A 3297-nucleotide genomic window follows, 5' to 3' on the forward strand; every position below is an offset into this window, starting at 1 on the left:
CCCACTGGCAAAGAGATTGCGATGGCCTTTTTGTCCACCGTGCCAACCTTTGGCCTGATTCTGCTGGTGTTGGGGTCGATTTTTTTTGGTGTTGCTACACCCACCGAGGCCGCCGGACTGGGGGCAGCCGGTGCCATGGTGCTGGCTGCCATCAACGGCAGGCTAAGCCTCAAGACCATTCGGGACGTCGGTGTTGAGACCACGCTAACCACCTGTTTCATTTTTGCCATCTTCATTGGCGCCACCGTTTTTGCCTATGTGCTGCGGCTGATCGGTGGTGATGAGGTGATCACCGACTTTTTCAAGGGCCTGGGGCTGGGGCCGACGGGTCTGACCATTGTGGTGCTGGCGGTGGTGTTTGTGGCGGGCTTCTTCCTCGACTGGTTCGAGATTGTGCTGATCATTGTGCCGCTGCTGGCGCCCGTGCTCAAGCTCGCCGGTGTTGACCAGACCTGGTTCCTGATCCTGATGGCCTTGATGTTGCAGACATCGTTTCTGACGCCACCGGTGGGTTTTTCATTGTTCTACCTCAAAGGGGTGGTCCCCAAGGAAGTGACAATTGGCGATATCTACACCGGGATCATTCCCTTCGTCTTGCTGCAGATGCTGATGGTGGTGGTCTGTTTTGCCTATCCCGACCTGATCCTGTGGCTGCCCAAACAAATGTATGGTGGCTGATGATGCGATGCCACCCCCACCTCCGGAGTTCCTGATTCATGTACAAGCGAATTTTTGTTGCCTATGACGCCAGCAGTTGTGCCGTCAAGGCGCTTGACGAGGCGATCCAGTTGGCCAAGTCGCAGGGGGCAACGCTGTGCATTGCGCATGTGGATGATGGTGCCATCGTCAACCACGGCGGACTCGACATTCACGGGTATGTGGAAGGTCTTGACAAGGTCACCGGGCAGATCCATGAACAAGGGGAACACTTGCTCGACGCAGCAGTGACCCGGGCCAAGGCTGCCGGCTGTGAGGTGGTGCGGCAACTGGTGATGGCCGAGCACCGACGCCCGGCCGAAGCAATTGCCGACGCCGCGCAGGATTGGAATGCCGACCTCATCGTCGTCGGTACGCACGGCCGACGCGGCTTTCAGCGCATGCTGCTGGGCAGCGTGGCCGAAAACCTGGTGCGTATTGCCAGCATCTCGCTCATGCTGGTGCGCGAAGACACGACAAGAAGCTGAGTCTGGCCGGACTGGCGCTCAATACCGGCTGACGCAGTCTAAAACTCCGGTTAACATCGCTGGCTTGATTGACGTTTACGTTAACGTCAATCGCCTGGTAGGTCGCGGCTATCCGACCATGCCTGCAGTAGTGAGCCCAAAAAACCATGAATTTGCCCGGAGACACCCGCCATGACCGATTTGTCCGCTGACTTCAAAGCACTGGCACAGTACCGCCCCACCCACAAAGTGCGTTTTGTCACGGCGGCCAGCCTGTTTGACGGGCACGACGCCGCCATCAACATCATGCGGCGCATTTTGCAAAGCATGGGTGCCGAGGTGATTCATCTGGGTCACAACCGCAGTGTGGACGAAGTGGTGACCGCCGCCTTGCAGGAAGATGCACAAGGTATCGCCCTGAGCTCCTACCAGGGAGGTCATGTCGAGTATTTCAAATACATGGTTGATTTGCTCAAAAGCCGGGGCGGCGAACACATTCAGGTGTTTGGCGGTGGCGGTGGTGTGATTGTGCCCAGCGAAATTGCCGAACTGCAAGACTATGGCGTGGCTCGCATCTACAGCCCCGAAGACGGCCAGCGCATGGGTTTGGCAGGCATGATTGGCGACATGGTGAAGCGTTGTGACCATGACCTGACTGGCTACGCCCCCACGACGCTCGAAGCCATTCAGGGGCACACGGAGATGGCTTGGCGCGCTTTGGCCCAACTGATGACCGCGCTTGAAAATGAAACCGCCTCTGGCGTGGCCAAAGCGGAATTTTCTGAGTGTTTTAAGGCTCTAGCGCTTTCTCTAAAAGAACTTGCTGCTACAAAAACAGTACCCGTTTTGGGCATCACCGGAACCGGAGGTGCTGGCAAATCGTCATTGACCGATGAATTGATTCGCCGCCTTCGCCTTGACCAGAATGACAGTTTGCGTGTGGCAGTCATCAGCATTGACCCTAGCCGACGCAAGAGTGGTGGTGCCTTGCTGGGTGACCGCATTCGTATGAACGCCATCAATCCCTGGCAGAACGGCCCTAGGGTGTTCATGCGCAGCCTGGCCACACGTGACTTTGGCAGCGAGATCAGCGCGGCACTCCCCGATGTGATTGCGGCGTGCAAGGTGGCGGGGTTTGATCTGATTGTGGTGGAGACCAGTGGTATTGGCCAGGGCGATGCGGCCATCGTGCCCCATGTGGACGTGCCCATGTATGTCATGACGCCCGAGTTTGGTGCGGCCAGCCAGCTCGAAAAAATTGACATGCTCGACTTTGCCGAGTTTGTCGCCATCAACAAGTTTGATCGCAAAGGTGCCAGCGATGCGCTGCGTGACGTGGCCAAACAGGTACAGCGCAACAAGGAAGCCTGGACCGTGCCGCCCGAGCAGATGCCGGTGTTTGGCACCATGGCCGCGCGTTTTAACGACGACGGCGTGACCGCGCTGTACCAGGCGCTCAAAGTTCGTCTGGGCGAACTGGGGCTGCCACTAGGCGAATCACAACTGCCTACAGTGAATGTTCGTCACAGCACCAACCAGAGCCCGGTCGTGCCGGCGGCGCGCACCCGCTATCTGGCTGAAATCAGCGACACGGTACGGGGCTACAAGAAAAAAGCCCGGGCCCAGGCCCGGCTGGCACGCGAAATACAGCAACTTGAAGCCAGCGGCCAGATGCTGGTAGCACCAGACCCGTGTGGCTGCGCCCCAAACACCGATGCCCAAGCCGCTGTGCTGCAACTGGCGCAGCAGCGCCGCAGCACGCAAGACCCGGCCTGTGCCAAATTGTTGGCCCAGTGGCCAGCGATGCAAGCTGCCTACGCCGGTGACGAATACGTCGTCAAGATTCGTGACAAAGAAATCCGCACTCAGCTGACCCTGAAGACCCTCAGCGGCACCACCATCCGCAAGGTGTGCTTGCCACAGTATGAGGACCACGGTGAAATCCTCAAATGGCTGATGCTCGACAACGTGCCCGGCAGCTACCCGTACACCGCCGGCACTTTTGCTTTCAAGCGCGAAAACGAAGACCCGACGCGTATGTTTGCTGGCGAAGGCGACCCGTTTCGCACCAACAAACGCTTCAAGTTACTCAGCTCGGGCATGGCCGCCAAGCGCCTGAGCACGGCGTTTGACT

The 3297-nt window shown here is 58.3% G+C and carries 3 protein-coding genes; all 3 read left to right on the forward strand.

Annotated elements, in window-relative coordinates:
• On the forward strand, positions 1 to 678 hold a 678-nt coding region (locus tag KBF66_RS19225; protein WP_296661324.1), incomplete at its 5' end, for a TRAP transporter large permease subunit.
• Between the two features lie 38 nt (positions 679 to 716).
• Positions 717 to 1184 carry a universal stress protein gene (locus tag KBF66_RS19230; RefSeq protein ID WP_296661326.1) on the forward strand — a complete coding sequence of 156 codons (468 nt, stop codon included), beginning with the start codon at positions 717 to 719 and terminating at the stop codon, positions 1182 to 1184.
• Between the two features lie 171 nt (positions 1185 to 1355).
• Positions 1356 to 3297 (forward strand): cobalamin-dependent protein (locus KBF66_RS19235; protein ID WP_296661329.1); only part of this gene is annotated, 1942 nt, incomplete at its 3' end.

The sequence above is a fragment of the Rhodoferax sp. genome, assembly GCF_018063565.1.
In the GTDB taxonomy this organism is placed as follows: Bacteria; Pseudomonadota; Gammaproteobacteria; order Burkholderiales; family Burkholderiaceae_C; genus Rhodoferax.